A 17240-nucleotide genomic window follows, 5' to 3' on the forward strand; every position below is an offset into this window, starting at 1 on the left:
TTACATGCGCTCCAGGGTTTCCAGGCCGAGCAGTTCCAGACCTTGCTTGAGGGTGCGGCCGGTCAGGGCCGCCAGGCGCAGGCGGCTCTGCTGCTGCTGCGGGGTTTCGGCGGCAAGGATCGGGCAGTTCTCGTAGAAGCTGGAGAACAGGCCGGCCAGGTCGTACAGGTAGCTGCACAGCACGTGCGGCGTGCCCTTGTCGGCGACGTTGTTGAGGATTTCGCCAAACTGCGCCAGGCGCGCGGCCAGGTCCTGCTCGTGGGCAGCCTGCAGCACGATGTTGCCGTCGACTTCATCGAAGCCCTTGCCCAGTTTGCGGAATACGCCGGCCACGCGGGTGTAGGCGTACAGCAGGTAAGGCGCGGTGTTGCCTTCGAAGTTGAGCATCAGCTCGAAGTTGAAGCTGTAGTCGCTGGTGCGGTGCTTGGACAGGTCGGCGTACTTCACTGCGCCGATGCCAACCACTTCGCCGATGTGGCGCAGTTCTTCGTCGGCCAGGCTCGGGTTCTTTTCCTTGACCAGCGCGTAGGCGCGTTCCTTGGCCTCGGTGAGCAGGTCGATCAGCTTCACGGTACCGCCGTCACGGGTCTTGAACGGGCGGCCGTCGGCACCGTTCATGGTGCCGAAGCCCATGTGCTCCATCTGCATCGGGTGGCCCACGAAGCCTGCGCGGCGTGCAACTTCGAACACCTGGTTGAAGTGCAGGGCCTGGCGCTGGTCGACGAAGTACAGGGCGCGGTCTGCCTTGAGCACGTTGCTGCGGTAGCGCACGGCAGCCAGGTCGGTGGTGGCGTACAGGTAGCCGCCGTCGGCCTTCTGCACGATCACCGGCAGTGGCTCGCCTTCGCTGTTCTTGAACTCGTCGAGGAACACGCACTGGGCGCCCTGGTCTTCGACCAGCAGCCCCTTGGCCTTGAGGTCGGCGACCACGTTGGCCAGGTCGTCGTTGTAGGCGCTTTCACCCATCACGTCGGCCATGGTCAGCTTGACGTTGAGCAGCTCGTAGGTCTTCTGGCAGTGCGACAGCGAAATGTCCTTGAAACGCGTCCACAGGGCCATGCAGTCCGGGTCGCCGGCCTGCAGCTTGACCACCAGGCCGCGGGCGCGGGTGGCGAATTCTTCGGATTCGTCGAAGCGCTTCTTGGCGGCGCGATAGAAGTTTTCCAGGTCCGACAGCTCGTCGCTGGTGATCGGGTTTTCTTCCAGGTAGGCCAGCAGCATGCCGAACTGGGTGCCCCAGTCGCCCACGTGGTTCTGGCGGATCACGTCATCGCCGAGGAACTCCAGCACGCGCGCCACGCTGTCACCGATGATGGTCGAACGCAGGTGGCCGACGTGCATCTCCTTGGCCAGGTTGGGTGCCGACATGTCGATCACAACCTTTTGCGCAGGGCCGGCCTTGCGCGCGCCCAGGTGGGCGTCGGCCAGTGCGGCATCCAGGCGGTTGGCCAGGGCGTCGGTGTTCTGGAAGAAGTTGAGGAAGCCGGGGCCGGCGATCTCGACCTTGCTGATGTCGGCGCTGGCCGGCAGGGCATTGATCAGTTTCTCGGCCAGGTCGCGCGGCTTCATGCCGGCCGGCTTGGCCAGCATCATGGCGATGTTGCTGGCGAAGTCGCCGTGGGTCTTGTCCCGGGCGTTTTCCACCTGGATCGCCGGCGACAGCCCTTCAGGCAGCACACCGTCGGTGACGAGTTGGGTGAGGGCTTGCTGGATCAGCTGGCGAATGGTGTCTTTCATGGGGATCTCTTTTCGACCGCAAGCGCGGTGGAGCGCTTGGATGCGCAGGTGGAAAAACTGGGCATTATCCGTGGCTGGGGGCGGGTTGCCAACCTTTGGGGTGCAACCATCAAGGGTTCCATGTTGTGTTCGAGGGCCTCATCGCCGGCAAGCCAGCTCCCACAGAAGAGTGCGCGCAACCTGTGGGAGCTGGCTTGCCGGCGATGAGGCCGGTCGATTCAGTACAGGTCTACCGGGTCGACATCCAGCGACCACCGCACCTGGCGCCCGCTCGGCATCTGCTCCAACACTAGCAACCAGGCGCTGATCAGTCGATGCAAAGGCGCCCGCGTATTGGCCTGTATCAACAGTTGTGCGCGGAAGCGCCCGGCGCGGCGCTCCATCGGTGCCGGCACCGGCCCCAGCAGCTCGATGCCGGGCAGGCGCTGTTCGGCCACCAGGCGCTCGGCGGCGGCGCAGGCCTCGTCGAGGAAACCTTCGGCCTGTCCGGGCTTGTGCGCTTCGGCGCGCAGCAGCGCCAGGTGCGAGTAAGGCGGCAGCCCGGCGGCGCGGCGTTCGTCCAGGGCCTGCTCAGCGAAGGCGAAGTAGCCCTGCTCGGTAAGCTGCACCAGCAGCGGATGGTCGGCCAGGTGGGTCTGGATGATGACCTTGCCGGGTTCCTCGGCCCGCCCGGCCCGCCCGGCGACCTGCACGATCAGCTGTGCCATGCGTTCGCTGGCACGGAAATCGCCGGAGAACAGCCCGCCATCGGCATCGAGGATGGCCACCAGGGTCACCCGCGGGAAGTGATGGCCCTTGGCGAGCATCTGGGTGCCGACAAGGATGCTCGGCTGGCCGCGCTGGATGGTGCTGAACAGGTTGTGCATGGCGTCCTTGCGCGCGGTGCTGTCGCGGTCCACACGCAGGATCGGGTAATCCGGGAACAGCACTTTCAGGCGCTCCTCGGCGCGCTCGGTGCCGGCGCCGACCGGGCGCAGGTCAACGTGGTTGCACTGCGGGCACTGCTGCGGCAGGCGCTCGTCATAGCCACAATGGTGGCAACGCAGCACGCCGGAGCGCTGGTGCACGGTCATGCGCGCATCGCAGCGCGGGCATTCGGACAGCCAGCCACAATCGTGGCACAGCAAGGTCGGGGCGAAACCGCGGCGGTTGAGGAACACTAGTACTTGCTGGCCCGCTTCCAGGGTTTGGCGGATGGCTTGCTGCAGTGGGCCGCTGATGCCACTGTCCAGCGGCAGGCTCTTCACATCCAGGCGCAGCATGCGTGGCGGGCGGGCACCGCCGGCACGCTGGTTCATGCGCAGCAGGCGGTAGCGACCGGTCAGGGCGTTGTGCAGGGTTTCCAGCGATGGAGTGGCAGAACCGAGCAGGATCGGGACGTTTTCCTGGTGGGCACGTACCAGCGCCAGGTCGCGGGCGTGATAGCGCAGGCCTTCCTGCTGTTTATAGGAGCCGTCGTGCTCCTCGTCGATGATGATCAGGCCGGGGTTCTTCATCGGCGTGAACAGTGCCGAGCGGGTGCCGATGATGATGTCGGCCTCGCCGTCCCGGGCTGCCAGCCAGGCATCCAGGCGTTCGCGGTCGTTCACCGCCGAATGCAGCAGGGCGATGCGGGCGTTGAAGCGTTGCTCGAAGCGGGCCAGGGTCTGCGGGCCGAGGTTGATCTCCGGGATCAGCACCAGGGCCTGCTTGCCGGCTTCCAGTGTTTCGCGGATCAGTTGCAGGTACACCTCGGTCTTGCCGCTGCCGGTGACACCGGCCAGCAGGAAGGCGCCAAAGCCGCCAAAGCCTTCGCGCACGGCGTCGAATGCTTCGCGTTGCTCTTCGTTGAGCGGCAGTTCCGGCTGTGCCAGCCAGTGTTCGTGGCGAAGTGCCGGCAGATGGCGGCGGACCTCGATCTGCACCAGGTCCTTGGCCAGCAGCAGGTCGAGGCTGTCCTTGTTCAGATTGAGCTTGGCCAGCAGGCTGTGGGCCACGCCATGCGGGTGCTGGGCCAGGGTCTTGAGGGCATCGCGCTGGCGCGGAGCGCGGGCGATGCGCGGGTCTTCCAGGCGGGCGCCGGGGGCGACGTGCCAGAAGCGCTCCTGGCGCATCTCGGCAGGTTCGCCTTGGCGCAGCAGGGTCGGCAAGGCCCAGCTCAGCGTGTCACCCAGGCTGTGCTGGTAATACTGGGCGGTCCACAAGCACAACTTGAACAGCGACGGCGGGATCGGTGATACCGGGTCGAGCAGGGCGCTGGCCGGCTTGAGCTTGTCGGCGGGCACTTCGCTCTGCTCGCACACCTCCACCAGCACGCCGATCATTTCGCGGCGGCCGAATGGCACGCGAATGCGCATGCCCGGAGTCAAGGCCTGGCGTGCCATGCTTGCCGGCGCCTTGTAGTCGAACAGGCGACGCAGCGGGGAGGGCAGGGCAAGGCGCAGGATGACGTCGGACACGCGGAAAGTCTCGGAGGGCGTTTCAAAGACTGGCGAGCCTAGCAGACGACGGTCGGTGCAAGCGACAACTTGCGTTGGCGTGATGCTCTGGTATTATTCGCCGCCTAATTACGTGCGGTATTCAACAATTGGTGTTGGGTGGCGGCACGCAGCTCGAGGAAGTGACCATGAAAGCAGATATTCATCCGAACTACGAAGTAGTTGCAGTCACCTGCAGCTGCGGCAACAAGTTTGAAACCCGTTCGACCCTGGGCAGCACCCTGGCGATCGACGTTTGCAACCTGTGCCACCCGTTCTACACCGGTAAGCAGAAAGTCCTGGACACCGGTGGTCGCGTACAGAAGTTCGCCGATCGCTTCGGTATGTTCGGTACCAAGAAGTAATCATGCGCATGGCGAACCCCTCGGGTTTCGCATTGCTGCAAAAAAAGGCGCCCCTTGTGGGCGCCTTTTTTATGGGCGTCATCTGGCAATTCCCGGCCCTGGCGTTCTGCCCGCTACCAGGCAGCCCTCAGCAGGTGGCGGTGCGCCAGGTGGTCGATGGCGATACCTTGCGCCTGGTCGATGGCCGCAGCGTGCGATTGATCGGCATCAATGCCCCGGAAATCGGCCGTAACGGGCGCACTAGCGAACCCTATGCCGAGGCCGCCAGGCAGCGTTTGCAGGCTTTGGTCAAAGCCAGCGACGGGCGTGTAGGGCTGGAGCCGGGCGTCGAGTCCAAGGACAAATACGGCCGCACGCTGGCGCATATCTACGGGCGCAATGGCGACAATATCGAAGCACAGCTGCTCAGCGAGGGCTTGGGCTATCGCGTCGCGGTTGCCCCCAATGTGCGCCTCAGCGCTTGCCAGCAGCTTGCCGAGCAGGCTGCGCGCAAGGCTGGCTCCGGGCTGTGGCGTCGTTCGCCGGTGGTGCGTGCCGGGGATGTCCGGCAGTCGGGTTTCGCGGTCATTGCGGGCCGCATCGAAGGCGTGGAGCGCAACCGTGGCGGGGTCTGGCTGAACCTGGACGGTGCGGTGGTGCTGCAGGTTCCCGCTCGTCTGCAGCGCAACTTCCCCGCCAGCTTCTTCGATAACCTCAAGGGACGCCAAGTCGAGGCGCGTGGCTGGGTGCTGGATCGTTCCCGCAAGGGCGGCCTCAAGCCCGGGCAGCGACGTTGGCTGTTGCCGTTGACCGATCCGAGCATGTTGGAGCGCATTTCAGGCTAAAAGATGTAGACATTTCGCTATTGGATTGTACACACTGTTAGGCGTATGCCCCGTGGGTTATAGCGTAAAGTCGTAGGCTAAAGGCCTTGACACAAGTGACCGACCAGTCTTGTGGCTCCCCGGCTCTTTGCGTATCCTCGGCGGTCCGTCAGAACAGTAAATAGCGGAATGCCCACCATGTCAGACCTGAAAACCGCCGCTCTCGAATATCACGCTCAACCTCGTCCGGGGAAACTGAGCGTCGAACTCTCCAAGCCCACAGCCACCGCCCGTGACCTCGCCCTGGCCTACAGCCCAGGTGTTGCTGAGCCCGTGCGTGAAATCGGCCGTGATCCAGAGCTGGCTTACAAATACACCGGCAAAGGCAACCTGGTTGCGGTGATTTCCGATGGCACCGCCATCCTCGGTCTGGGTGACCTCGGCCCACTGGCTTCCAAGCCGGTCATGGAAGGCAAGGGTGTTCTGTTCAAGCGTTTCGCCGGTATCGACGTGTTCGACATCGAAGTGGAGTCGGAAAGCCCGCAGGCGTTCATCGACACCGTTCGCCGCATCTCGATCACCTTCGGTGGCATCAACCTCGAAGACATCAAGGCGCCTGAGTGCTTCGAAATCGAGCGCACCCTGATCGAACAGTGCGACATCCCGGTATTCCACGATGACCAGCACGGTACCGCCATCGTGACCGCTGCCGGCATGATCAACGCCCTGGAAATCGCCGGCAAGAAGCTGGAAAACGCCAAGATCGTCTGCCTGGGTGCCGGCGCTGCCGCCATCTCCTGCATGAAGCTGCTGGTAAGCATGGGTGCCAAGGTCGAAAACATTTACATGATCGACCGCAGCGGCGTGATCCACGCTGGCCGTGACGACCTGAACCAGTACAAGGCGCAGTTCGCCCACGCCACCGACAAGCGTACCCTGGCTGACGCCCTCGACGGTGCCGACGTGTTCGTAGGCCTGTCCGGCCCGAACCTGCTGAGCGCCGAAGGCCTGAAGTCGATGGCTGCCAACCCGATCGTGTTCGCCTGCTCGAACCCGGACCCGGAAATCTCGCCAGAGCTGGCGCATGCCACTCGCAGCGACGTGATCATGGCTACCGGTCGTTCCGACTACCCGAACCAGGTCAACAACGTACTGGGCTTCCCATTCATCTTCCGTGGTGCCCTGGACGTTCGCGCCAAGCGCATCAACGAAGAAATGAAAATCGCCGCCGCCATCGCCCTGAAAGATCTGGCAAAGCTGCCAGTGCCGAAGGAAGTGTGCGACGCCTACGGCGTACAGGCTCTGGAATTTGGTCGTGAGTACATCATTCCGAAGCCGTTGGACGCACGCCTGATCACTGTCGTTTCCGACGCTGTGGCCAAGGCCGCCATCGAATCCGGCGTGGCAACCCTGCCGTATCCGAAGCACTACCCGCTGACCAGCGTGGATGACGTGTTCAAAGGCTGATTGCTGCCTGGCGACACAAAAAAGCCCCGGCTCGTATGAGCCGGGGCTTTTTGTTTGCCGTTGTGAAGGATGTGTCAGGGCTGCTGGTGTTTGCCATGGCAAATTTGTCGCCTATGAGATCGAGCGCCGCCCGCGCGGCGCTTCGCGGCACAAGGCCGCTCCCACATTTGTTGCAACGTGCCGAACCTGTCAGGCCATGGTTGCCCGCCTTAGTGCATGGTTTTAGCCAGACGGGGCGGCATCAATGCCCACCTTGAAATCCAGTCATGCCAACAAGGCTGACAACCATGGCCTCACAGACATGGCCACGTTGCAACAAATGTGGGAGCGGCCTTGTGCCGCGAAGCGCCGCGCGGGCGGCGCTCGATTTACGCGCCCACGCAAAAACCTGAGACAAGCACCTGCCGTCAGAACAGGTCCATCGGTGCCGCTTCATCCGCCGGCAGTGGGCTGCCCGGTGCTGCGCCAGTGCCCAGTTCGTCCACCGACGGCGGCGAGTCCTCGGCCTTGAACAGCTCGAAGTAGGCATTCGGCGTGCTCGGCGAAGCGGCACGGCCGCTGACCGGGTCGACGCGCAGGCTGAGGATGCCTTCCGGTTCTGCCGGCGCATGCGCAGGCTTGTCCTTGAGTGCCGCGCCCATGAAGCTCATCCAGATCGGCAGTGCCGCCGTGCCGCCGTACTCGCGGCGTCCAAGGGTTTCGGGCTGATCGAAGCCGACCCACACGGTGGTCACGTAGTCGGCGTTGTAGCCAGAGAACCAGGCGTCCTTGGACTCGTTGGTGGTACCGGTCTTGCCTGCCAGGTCGGTGCGGCCCAAGGCCAGCGCCCGGCGGCCGGTGCCGCGCTTGATCACGTCCTGCAGCATGCTGGTGAGGATGTAGGTGGTGCGACCGTCGATGATCCGCTCGGCCACGGCCGGCGCCTGCGGTGCAGAAGCCACCTGGCTGAAGGCAGCGGGTGCCTCGCCAGGCATGGCGGTTGTGCTGATCGGCTGTTCGGGCGCAGCCACACCCGCCTGGTCCTCGGCACCTTGCGGTACCCGAGCCGGGTTGGCGGTGAACAGCGTCTCGCCGCTGCGGCTTTCGATGCGTTCGATCAGGTACGGGGTGATCTTGTACCCGCCGTTGGCAAAAGTACTCCAGCCTGTGGCGATTTCCATAGGGGTCAGGGTGGCGGTGCCCAGTGCCAGCGACAGGTTGCGTGGCAAGTCCTGCTTGTTGAAGCCGAACTTGGCGATGTAGTCGATGGTGCGGTCCACGCCCATGGCCTGCAGCAGGCGGATCGACACCAGGTTGCGCGACTTGTACAGCGCTTCGCGCATGCGGATCGGACCAAGGAAGGTATTGGTGTCGTTCTTCGGTCGCCAGACTTTGTCCAGGTACTCGTCGACGAACACGATTGGTGCATCGTTGACCAGGCTGGATGCGGTGTAGCCACTGTCCAGTGCGGCGCTGTAGATGAACGGCTTGAAGCTCGAGCCCGGCTGACGCTTGGCCTGCATGGCGCGGTTGTAGTTGCTTTGCTCGAACGAGAAACCGCCGACCAGGGCGCGGATGGCGCCGTTGTAAGGGTCGAGGGTGACCAGCGCACTCTGCGCGCCAGGTACCTGGCTGAACTTGAACTTGCCATCCTCGAGGCGCTGCACGCGCACCAGGTCGCCAACCTGGGCCACATCTGCCGGTGACTGCGGCGCACGGCCCTGGGAGTTGCTGTTGATGAACGGGCGCGCCCATTTCATGGTGTCCCAGGCCACCTGCTCTTCCTGGCCGCTGCGGGTCAGCACCTTGAGGCCGGTTTTTTCAACCTGGGTGACGATGACCGGCTCCAGGCCGCCGAGGCTGCGCTGCTTGCCCAGTTCCTGCAGCCAGGCTGCCTGGGTGCGGCCCGGGAAGCGTGCTTCGGGCCCGCGGTAGCCGTGGCGCTCATCGTAGTCGGAGAGACCGTTGAGGATGGCCTTGTTGGCCATTTCCTGCATGTCGCTGGGCACCGTGGTAGTGACGCGGAAGCCTTCGGTGTAGGCGTCGCTGCCGTAGCGACCGACCATTTCGGCGCGGGCCATTTCGGCGATGTAAGGCGCATTCACTTCAGGCGTGGGCACGTGGTAGCTGGCGTTGAGCGGCTCGGCCAGGGCCGCCTGGTAACTGGCTTCGTCGATCTTGCCCAGCTTGTACATGCGGCCGAGGATCCAGTCGCGGCGCTCTTTGGCGCGTACGGGGTTGGCCAGCGGGTTGAAGCGCGAGGGTGCCTTGGGCAGGCCGGCGATCATCGCCATCTGCGCCAGGCTCACGTCGCGGATCGACTTGCCGTAGTACACCTGCGCGGCGGCATCGATACCGTAGGCGCGGTTGCCCAGGTAGATCTTGTTCACGTACAGCTCGAGGATCTCGTCCTTGGTTAGCTCACGCTCGATCTGCAGGGCCAGCAGGATTTCATTGGTCTTGCGCGAGAAGCTGCGCTCGCTGGTGAGGAAGAAGTTCTTCGCCACCTGCATGGTGATGGTACTGCCGCCGGTCTGGATATGGCCGGTTTTCACCAACTGGGTCGCGGCGCGCATCAGGCTGCTGGGGTCGACACCGTAGTGATTGAGGAAGTTGTCGTCCTCGGCCGACAGAAGCGCCTGGATGAATTGTGGGGGAATTTCCTCGAAGCGGATCGGTGAGCGACGCATTTCGCCGAACTCGGCAATCAGCTTGCCGTCGCTGCTGTACACCCTGAGGGGGATCTGCAACTGGATGCTTCTGAGCGACTCGACCGAGGGCAGGTTGGGGCTAAGATACAGAAACGCACCGCTCACACCGAGTACGAGCGCGCAGATGGCTGCGACGGAAGACCACCAGAAGAACTTCAGCAGACGTATCAAGGCTTTTCGGTGTCCAGGTTGGGAGTGGATTGCACGCAGGTCCGGCGGACCAAAAAACGCTGGGCATTATAAGCATTTTTTCGCCTCTCCGGGTTACCGGCCAGGCTGCCCGTCGCCTCGATGGGCAGGCGCGGCCTAGTGCTGACGCGGGGTTGGGGCAGGTAGCCGCGAAAGATGGCGGCGACAGACAACAAGGATGCCACGATGCTAGGACGCTTCGGCAAGGATGCCGGTTCACTCGTGGGGGTGGAAATTGCCCCTGACTCCGTTCGGATTGTGCAACTGCAGCGGCGTAACCGGCGCTGCCGGGTGCTTGCCTCGGTACAAGAGCCGTTCGAATCATTGGCTGGCAGTGATTGGGCGGCAGAGCCTGGCGCCGTGGCGGCTGCCTTGAGGCGCGCCTACAGGCGCAGCGGCCTCAGACAGCGCCGGGTCGCGCTGGCACTGCCGGGTAACCAGGTGATCTGCAAGCTATGCCACCTGCCAGTGGAACAGGGCGGTGCAGAAGTGGAGGCGCAGCTGCTGGCTGACGCCGAACGGCTGTTTCCATTTCCGCTGGAAGACCTGGCCCTGGATTTTCAGGTCCTGGGCGGTTCTCGCGTCCAGCCAGGCTGCGCCGAGGTGATGGTGGCGGCATGTCGGCAGAGCGCACTGGCGCCACTTGAAGGCATCGTCGAGGAGGCAGGGCTGCAACTGGAGGCCGTGGAGGTCGACAGCATTGCCTTGGGGCGCATGCTGCCGCAGGGCCGGCACCAAAGCTCGGCGTTGCTGCGTATCGAGGCGCACAGCACCATTCTTTATGGCTGGCATTCGGGGCAGCCTCAGCAACGGCGTGAGCTGAGCCTGGGGCTGTCGACGATAACCGGGGCGCTGCCAGAGCGCCTGCTGGCCTTGCTCGCCGGTGAGCCTTTGCCGGAATGCCTGTTGATTGCCAGCTGTTCTCCGGTCGAAGCGGGCCAGTTGCAAAGCCTCGGCTCCCAGCTGAACCTTCCGTGCCGCCTGGTGCCTGACCTGGCGCGCCTGGAACACGTCGATGGTGCGATGATTCTGGCTTGCGCCCTGGCTCTCGGAGGATTGCGTCGATGATGCGGCTGAACCTTCTGCCCTGGCGCGAACGGCAGCGGCAAGCCGCGTTGCGGTCTTTCCGCAGGCAACTGGTCGCCGGCGCTCTACTGGCCCTGTGTGGCGTGATGTTGGTCGACCAGCTGGCGCGCCAGCGCGGGGAGCAGCAGGCGCTGGCCAATACCCGGCACCAGGCAGCCCTTGAGGCGTTGGGCGAGCAGTTGCAGCCGCTGGCCGATGTGCATGCGCAGCATGAGGCGCTGCTGGCACGCGTGGTGGCGCTGGAAGCACTGCGCGCCCATCAGGATGTGCTGGTCGGGGTCTTCGCTGACCTCGAGCGGGCGTTGCCGGTGGGTGTGCAACTGCTCGACCTCAGCCTGGAAGATGGCAATCTGCAGATGACCGGGCTGGCCAAGTCAGGTGCCGTGGTCGCACAGTTCATGCGTGACCTGAGTCGCTCGAGTGCGCTGGTCGGTCTGGAACTCAAACGCGTCAGGAGCCTGCCAGGCGGCGATGAATTCCTGCTGGGGGCGCGCGTTTCGGCGTTCTGGTCGTGAATGTTGCGCAGGTGCTCGGCTGGCTGGCCATGGCCGAGAGCTCCAGCCGCTTCAGGCAGCTGGCGCCAGTGCTGGTGGCCTTGGCGTTGTTCGGCCTGGGCTGCGCCATACGTCTGCCTGCAGCGCTGCAACAGCAGGCGCAGGAGGAGGCTCGGCACGCCGAGTTGAACGAACAGCATTCAGCCGGCGCGGTGCAACTGGCCGAGTTGGAGCAACTCCACGCGTCGGTAACCATCGCCGAGCAACGCTTGCGCGAGGCGCACTGGCACCTGGCGGCCGGTGAGGGCATGAGTGACCTTCTCGAGCGTCTGGCGGCTTCGGGGCACGCGCATGGCTTGCTGATCGAGCGCTTCGACGTTCATGAAGACGAACAGCAGGCCGGTTTCCGCCAGGTGCCGCTGGAGCTACAGGTGGTGGGGCGATACGCGGCATTGCGCCAGTGGCTGGGTGACTGGTTGGGCCAGGCGCGTGTTTTGCGTAGTGGTGACCTGCAACTGGCTCCAGCAGATGGCAAGCCTGGGCTGCTGCGCCTGCAGTTGCGGGTTGATGCCTATCAGGCGCTGGCGCCAGTGCCGCAGCCTGCGATGCTAGCGCGCATGCCAGCCAGGGGCGGGACGGCAGCGCCCGCAGTCGACCCGTTTGCGCCTGGAGCGACGCGATTGTCGGCCAGCGGGTTGGCCGGCGTGCCTTTGGCGCAACTGGAGATGGTCGGCAGCCTGTCACGTGGAGCGGAACACGAAGCACTGCTGATGGCGGCGGGCAGGCTCTATCGCGTACGCCCTGGGGACCGGGTCGGGCGTGACCAGGGGGTGGTGGCGAGAGTTGATCAATCCCAGGTCGAAGTACGCGAACGGCTGTTCATGGCAGGGGGGTGGCATGAACGCACGGCGTTCATCACGCTGGCAAAGCACCTGGGCAAGGAGGCCCCGGACGACGATGAAAAGATTGATGAAATGGATGCTGGCAGCCCTGCTGCCGTTCCCGCTGGCGTCGGCAATGCCTTATCAGGGTGAACCACTGTCGCTGAACTTCCAGGATGTGGAAGTGCGCTCGGTGCTGCAGGTGCTGGCTGACTATGCCGGTGTCAACCTGGTTGCCAGCGATGCCGTGCAGGGTAGCGTCACCTTGCGCCTTGAGGATGTTCCATGGGACCAGGCGCTGGATCTGGTGCTGCGCAGCAAGGGCTTGGCCCGGCGACAGGAGGGCAATGTGCTGTTGGTGGCGCCCGCGGCGGAGTTTGCCGCGCAGTCTGTCGATGCCCATGTGGGCCAGGCGCTGGATGCACAGTTGCAGCCGTTGCGTCGGGAGCTGTTGCCCATTCATCACGCCAAGGCCGCCGAGCTGGCAGAGCTGCTGCTGGCGAGCCTGGCGGATGACGGCATCCTCAACGGTCGGGGCAGCCTGAGTGTCGATGAGCGCACCAATACGCTGGTGGTGTACCAGCCGGCAGACCGCCTTGCCGAACTGAGGCAGCTGGTGGCGCAGCTGGATGTGCCGGTGCGTCAGGTGGCGATCGAGGCACGTATCGTCGAGGCCAACGTCGATTACGAGAAAAGCCTGGGGGTGCGCTGGGGTGGGCCGCTGTATGTCGAGAACCCGCGCCCGGGCAAGGATCTGTTCGTCGATCTCGGGGTGGAGCGGGTGGGCGGTAGCATCGGTCTGGGCTTGTTGCGTGGCGATGTGCTGCTCGACCTGGAACTCAGTGCCATGGAAAAGAGCGGCAACGGCGAAATCATCTCGCAGCCCAAGGTGGTCACGGCCGACAAGGAAACGGCCAGGATCCTCAAAGGCACCGAGGTGCCGTACCAGGAAACCAGCAAGAGCGGCGCCACCTCGGTAGCGTTCCGCGAAGCCTCGTTGTCGCTGGAAGTGACCCCGCAGATCACTCCGGACAACAAGGTGATCATGACCGTCAGGGTGACCAAGGACGAGCCGGATTACGTCAATGCCTTGAACAACGTACCGCCGATCCGCAAGAACGAGGTCAATGCGAAGGTTCGCGTGACGGACCGAGAAACGATCGTGATCGGTGGCGTGTACTCGACTTCGCAAAACAATGTGGTCGACAAGGTGCCATTTTTCGGCGATCTGCCGTATGTTGGGCGGCTGTTTCGACGCGATGCATTACAAGAGAAAAAATCCGAGCTGCTGGTCTTCCTGACTCCGCGTATCATGAGTGACCAGGCGATTGCTGTGAGTCGTTGATTCTGTGCGAAATTTGATACTTGTGGGGCCCATGGGTGCTGGTAAAAGCACCATCGGACGCCTATTGGCCAAAGAGCTGCGCCTGCTGTTCAAGGATTCCGACAAGGAAATCGAACTGCGATGCGGCGCCAACATCCCGTGGATTTTCGACAAGGAAGGCGAGCCGGGTTTCCGTGACCGCGAGCAGGCGATGATCGCCGAGCTGTGCGCACTCGATGGCGTGGTCTTGGCGACCGGCGGTGGTGCGGTAATGCGCGAAGCCAACCGCAAGGCCCTGCACCAGGGTGGCCGGGTGATCTATCTGCATGCTTCGGTCGAACAGCAGGTTGGTCGCACCGCGCGTGATCGCAATCGCCCCCTGTTGCGCACCGCCAACCCCGAGGCGACCTTGCGCGCCCTGCTGGAAGCCCGCGACCCGCTCTACCGCGAGATCGCCGACCTGGTGGTAGAAACCGACGAGCGGCCGCCACGCATGGTGGTGATCGATATTCTCGAGCGCTTGCAGCAGTTGCCGCCCCGTTAGCCCGGGACTATTCTCGGCCACCAGCGCCGAGGCGAGGTTCAACGTAACCGCGTAGGTGCCCGAGCGGCGCCGCGCACAAGTACATTGTGGGGATACATGCAGACACTAAAGGTCGACCTGGGCGAGCGTAGCTACCCGATCTACATTGGCGAAGGCCTGCTGGACCAGCCTGAGCTGCTGGCGCCGCACATTGCCGGGCGGCAGGTTGCCATTGTTTCCAACGAGACCGTCGCGCCCCTGTATCTCGAACGCCTGAGCAAGACCCTGGGGGCCTATTCGGTGCTGCCGGTGGTATTGCCCGATGGCGAAGCCCACAAGAACTGGGAAACCCTGCAGCTGATCTTCGATGGCCTGCTGACTGCACGGCACGACCGCCGCACCACCGTGGTTGCCCTGGGCGGCGGCGTGATCGGTGACATGGCCGGCTTCGCTGCCGCCTGCTACCAGCGCGGCGTCGACTTCATCCAGGTGCCGACCACTTTGCTGTCCCAGGTCGACTCCTCGGTCGGCGGCAAGACCGGTATCAACCACCCGCTTGGCAAGAACATGGTCGGTGCCTTCTACCAGCCCAATGCGGTGCTGATAGACACCACCAGCCTCAAGACCCTGCCGGCACGCGAGCTGTCAGCAGGCCTGGCCGAAGTGATCAAGTACGGCCTGATCTGCGACAAACCGTTCCTCGCCTGGCTCGAGGACAATATGCAGGCACTGCGTGCCCTCGACCCGGTGGCGCTGACCGAAGCCATCCGCCGCTCCTGCGCGGCCAAGGCCGCGGTGGTGGGTGCCGACGAGCGCGAGTCTGGCGTGCGCGCCACGCTGAACCTGGGGCATACCTTCGGGCATGCCATCGAGACCCACATGGGTTACGGCGTGTGGCTGCACGGCGAAGCCGTGGCGGCGGGCACGGTGATGGCCCTGGAGATGTCCATGCGCCTTGGCTGGATCGACCAGGCCGAGCGCGATCGCGGAATCCGCCTGTTGCAGGACGCAGGTTTGCCGGTGGTGCCACCACAGGAAATGACCCCGGCGCATTTCATGGAGCACATGGCGGTCGACAAGAAAGTGCTCGACGGCCGCCTGCGTCTGGTGCTGCTGCGCCAGATGGGCGAGGCCGTGGTGACCGACGACTATCCGAAAGAGATTCTACAGGCCACGTTGTCGGCGGATTACCGCGCGATCGTGGCCCAGCTTTGAGGTTGTGACAGCGCAATGACCAGTTTGCATGCCGATGAGGCCTTTCTCGACCATTACCAGTTGAGCCATGATCCGTTCGCGCCCCGCGTGCCCGGCTTCAAGTTCTTCCCGGCCCAGCGCAAGCCCGTGCTCGGCCAGCTGCATCACCTGGCGCGCTACAGCCAGCTGATGCTGGTTGTCACCGGCCCGCTGGGCAGTGGCAAGACCCTGCTGCGCCAGGCCCTGGTGGCCAGTACCAACAAGCAGGCGGTGCAGAGCGTGGTGGTGTCCGCCCGTGGCGCCAGCGATGCCGCCAGCGTACTCGGCCAGGTTGCACAGAACCTGGATGTGGCCGAGGCCGAAATGCAGGCGATCCTGGCCAAGGTGGTGCAACTGGCACTGACCGGCCAGGAAGTGTATTTGCTGGTGGACGATGCGGAACAACTCGACGAGTCGGCACTCCAAGCGTTGCTGGAATTGGCGGCGGGTGTACCGGAAGGGCGCCCGCACGTGTTCCTGTTCGGTGAGCCGTCGCTGATTGCCGGGCTGGACGAGATCAATATCGAGGAAGAACGCTTCCACATCATCGAACTCGCCCCCTACAGTGAAGAAGAAACCCGCGAGTACCTGGAGCAGCGCCTGGAAGGTGCTGGCCGGGGCATCGAGGTGTTCAGCCGTGAACAGATCGTCGATATCCATGAAAACTCCGACGGCTGGCCTGGCAACATCAACCAGGTCGCCCGTGACACTTTGATCGAAGCCATGATCGCCAGCCGCTCGACGGCCAAGCGACCATCCATGGGGTTCAAGATGCCTAAAAAACATGTGCTCGCGCTGTCCGCTGTGGTTGTGGTCGCCGTTGCGGCCGCGGTGTTGATGCCGAAGAAAGGTGACAAGGCACCTGCCGAAGCGCCGGCCGCCCAGGCCCAGCTGCCGCTTGGCGAGGGCCAGGCCAATGGTGGCAATCCCGCCATCGAGTTCTCGGGTTCGTCCCAGCCGATGCCGCTGCCGCTGGTTGGCCAGTCGCAGCCGGTGATGCGCGAGCCACTGGCCCAGGCCGCGGGCATGGGCGAGGGTGAAGAGGGCAGCCCGGCCGGTGATACCGCCCTGCAGCCAGGCAACCCGCCGCCAACCGTGACCACCATCGCGCCGCCGCAAGGTGTGCCAGCGGGCCCGGCACCGGTACCTGCCCAGCCAGTAGCCGCGGCGCCAGCCCAGCCAGTACAGACGCCACCGCAGCCGGTTGCGCCTGCGCCAAAACCTGTCGCAACCCAACCTGCCAAGCCGGTTGCGCCTGCCAAGCCTGCACCAGCACCAACCCAGGTCGCCGTGGCCAAGCCGGCCGCCAAGCCTGTCGAGAAGCCGGCAGCCGGTGGCAGCGGCAACAGCGGTTGGTACGCCGGGCAGAAACCGGGCAATTATGTGGTGCAGATCCTGGGTACCAGCTCCGAGGCTTCGGCTCAGGCGTTCGTGAAGGCTCAAGGTGGCGACTATCGCTACTTCAAGAAAAACCTGCAGGGCAAGCCGCTGTACGTAGTCACTTACGGCAACTTCGCCAACCGCGACGCAGCGGTTGCGGCAATCAAGAACTTGCCAGCGAAGGTCCAGGCTGGTAAACCTTGGCCACGTACCGTCGCCAGCGTCCAACAAGAGCTGGCCTCGGCCCGCTGATACCTTCCGGGCGGCACCACCCCGCCGCCCAGTTGCTGAGCGATTACTGACTTTCGACTAGCCTGCTGCGTTGTCACGCGGCAGGCTTTTCTGTCCCAGGCTGCCGGCCACAAGCCTTACTTGCAGTCATGGCTGAAACGCTTCAGACTCGAGCCAAGCCGCTATCACGGCGCATGGCGCAAAAACATTCAAAATTGCGACATAAATTTTCAATGGTGAGACATGAAAATTTGTGGGCATCGCTGTCGCTGTGCAACAATGGTTTTCCATGGCCACCGCAAAAAAGCTGGCGTTTGATCGGCGTGGATGGTAAGTGGTTGTTAAAAAAGAGATTTACCTCCGTTGAGAGGTGAACCTGGT

At 63.9% G+C, this 17240-nt stretch carries 13 protein-coding genes; 10 read left to right on the forward strand and 3 right to left on the reverse strand.

Translation table 11 applies throughout. The features are described 5' to 3' along the window. Nucleotides 1-1737, reverse strand: a complete 1737-nt coding sequence (gene argS / locus IMX18_RS25890; RefSeq protein ID WP_013974613.1) for an arginine--tRNA ligase — start codon at nt 1735-1737, stop codon at nt 1-3. Nucleotides 1738-1955: 218 nt separating this feature from the next. After that, nucleotides 1956-4175 (reverse strand): primosomal protein N', encoded by a 2220-nt coding sequence (locus IMX18_RS25895; RefSeq protein WP_015272144.1) that lies wholly within the window; start codon nt 4173-4175, stop codon nt 1956-1958. A 167-nt stretch (nt 4176-4342) separates the two neighbouring features. Between IMX18_RS25895 and rpmE the strand changes: the two genes are divergently transcribed. From rpmE to IMX18_RS25910, 3 genes are all read left to right on the forward strand, one after another. Next, the gene (gene rpmE / locus IMX18_RS25900) at nt 4343-4558 is read left to right on the forward strand and encodes a 50S ribosomal protein L31 (protein WP_003257833.1); all 216 of its coding nucleotides are present in this window, start codon (nt 4343-4345) and stop codon (nt 4556-4558) included. A gap of 2 nt (nt 4559-4560) precedes the next feature. Further along, nucleotides 4561-5382 (forward strand): thermonuclease family protein, encoded by an 822-nt coding sequence (locus IMX18_RS25905; protein ID WP_043935970.1) that lies wholly within the window; start codon nt 4561-4563, stop codon nt 5380-5382. Between the two features lie 177 nt (nt 5383-5559). Then, complete coding sequence (locus IMX18_RS25910; RefSeq protein ID WP_015272142.1) at nt 5560-6828, forward strand: malic enzyme-like NAD(P)-binding protein; 1269 nt, start codon at nt 5560-5562, stop codon at nt 6826-6828. A 407-nt stretch (nt 6829-7235) separates the two neighbouring features. On the opposite strand, the gene IMX18_RS25915 is transcribed toward IMX18_RS25910, so the two are convergent. Further along, nucleotides 7236-9686, reverse strand: coding sequence for a penicillin-binding protein 1A (locus IMX18_RS25915; protein WP_411829467.1), 2451 nt, complete (start codon nt 9684-9686; stop codon nt 7236-7238). A 207-nt stretch (nt 9687-9893) separates the two neighbouring features. Here IMX18_RS25915 and pilM point away from each other — a divergent pair, with 207 nt between their 5' ends. The 7 genes from pilM to IMX18_RS25950 all read left to right on the forward strand — a co-directional run bounded on the left by pilM (nt 9894) and on the right by IMX18_RS25950 (nt 16880). Then, nucleotides 9894-10775: a type IV pilus biogenesis protein PilM gene (gene pilM / locus IMX18_RS25920; RefSeq protein WP_054572203.1), complete on the forward strand. Its 882-nt coding sequence runs from the start codon at nt 9894-9896 to the stop codon at nt 10773-10775. Further along, nucleotides 10772-11308 carry a PilN domain-containing protein gene (locus IMX18_RS25925; protein ID WP_139657891.1) on the forward strand — a complete coding sequence of 179 codons (537 nt, stop codon included), beginning with the start codon at nt 10772-10774 and terminating at the stop codon, nt 11306-11308. Before pilM ends, IMX18_RS25925 begins: the two co-directional genes overlap by 4 nt. Nucleotides 11309-11319: 11 nt before the next feature. After that, nucleotides 11320-12321 carry a pilus assembly protein PilP gene (locus tag IMX18_RS25930; RefSeq protein ID WP_043936291.1) on the forward strand — a complete coding sequence of 334 codons (1002 nt, stop codon included), beginning with the start codon at nt 11320-11322 and terminating at the stop codon, nt 12319-12321. After that, nucleotides 12245-13513, forward strand: a complete 1269-nt coding sequence (locus IMX18_RS25935; protein ID WP_217189988.1) for a type IV pilus secretin PilQ — start codon at nt 12245-12247, stop codon at nt 13511-13513. The genes IMX18_RS25930 and IMX18_RS25935 overlap by 77 nt, the downstream gene beginning before the upstream one ends. A gap of 4 nt (nt 13514-13517) precedes the next feature. Next, nucleotides 13518-14036 (forward strand): shikimate kinase AroK, encoded by a 519-nt coding sequence (aroK, locus tag IMX18_RS25940; RefSeq protein ID WP_015272136.1) that lies wholly within the window; start codon nt 13518-13520, stop codon nt 14034-14036. Nucleotides 14037-14132: 96 nt separating this feature from the next. Further along, nucleotides 14133-15230 carry a 3-dehydroquinate synthase gene (gene aroB / locus IMX18_RS25945; protein WP_015272135.1) on the forward strand — a complete coding sequence of 366 codons (1098 nt, stop codon included), beginning with the start codon at nt 14133-14135 and terminating at the stop codon, nt 15228-15230. 15 nt (nt 15231-15245) lie between these two features. Beyond that, the gene (locus IMX18_RS25950) at nt 15246-16880 is read left to right on the forward strand and encodes an SPOR domain-containing protein (protein WP_100412792.1); all 1635 of its coding nucleotides are present in this window, start codon (nt 15246-15248) and stop codon (nt 16878-16880) included. Nucleotides 16881-17240: the final 360 nt, after the last annotated feature.

This window comes from Pseudomonas shirazica (genome assembly GCF_015168335.1).
GTDB lineage: Bacteria > Pseudomonadota > Gammaproteobacteria > Pseudomonadales > Pseudomonadaceae > Aquipseudomonas > Aquipseudomonas asiatica.

Coding starts and splice junctions, on each gene's coding strand:
- IMX18_RS25950 (WP_100412792.1), top strand. CDS start 15,246: ATGACCAGTTTGCATGCCGATGAGGCCTTTCTCGACCATTACCAGTTG.
- aroB (WP_015272135.1), top strand. CDS start 14,133: ATGCAGACACTAAAGGTCGACCTGGGCGAGCGTAGCTACCCGATCTAC.
- rpmE (WP_003257833.1), top strand. CDS start 4,343: ATGAAAGCAGATATTCATCCGAACTACGAAGTAGTTGCAGTCACCTGC.
- IMX18_RS25925 (WP_139657891.1), top strand. CDS start 10,772: ATGATGCGGCTGAACCTTCTGCCCTGGCGCGAACGGCAGCGGCAAGCC.
- argS (WP_013974613.1), bottom strand. CDS start 1,737: ATGAAAGACACCATTCGCCAGCTGATCCAGCAAGCCCTCACCCAACTC.
- IMX18_RS25910 (WP_015272142.1), top strand. CDS start 5,560: ATGTCAGACCTGAAAACCGCCGCTCTCGAATATCACGCTCAACCTCGT.
- IMX18_RS25905 (WP_043935970.1), top strand. CDS start 4,561: ATGCGCATGGCGAACCCCTCGGGTTTCGCATTGCTGCAAAAAAAGGCG.
- IMX18_RS25935 (WP_217189988.1), top strand. CDS start 12,245: ATGAAAAGATTGATGAAATGGATGCTGGCAGCCCTGCTGCCGTTCCCG.
- pilM (WP_054572203.1), top strand. CDS start 9,894: ATGCTAGGACGCTTCGGCAAGGATGCCGGTTCACTCGTGGGGGTGGAA.